General features: G+C 62.0%; 1 pseudogene. It reads right to left on the minus strand.

The features are described from left to right. Positions 1-263 (minus strand): annotated as a pseudogene (locus CH341_RS32790) (carbohydrate ABC transporter permease); the annotation flags it as partial.

Raw genomic sequence — 263 nt, forward strand, 5'->3', positions numbered from 1 at the left:
GAGGATGAGCGCCAGGCGGGAATCGAAGATGCCGACCTGAAAGACGATGAAGGCGAGCGGAATGAAGAGGATCGACGGCGGCACCAGATAGGCGAGGAAGATGAGGAGCCCGGTGGTGCGCGCGCCGGTGAAGCGGATGCGCTCGATCGCATAGGCGGCGAGCACGGAGGCAAACAGCGACAGGAAGGTGGAAGCGAAGGCAACGAGCATCGTGTTCCACAGCCAGCCCGGATAGGACGTCTCGAAGAGCAGGTAGCGGATAT

Origin of the sequence: Rhodoplanes roseus (genome assembly GCF_003258865.1) — a bacterium.
Taxonomy (GTDB): domain Bacteria; phylum Pseudomonadota; class Alphaproteobacteria; order Rhizobiales; family Xanthobacteraceae; genus Rhodoplanes; species Rhodoplanes roseus.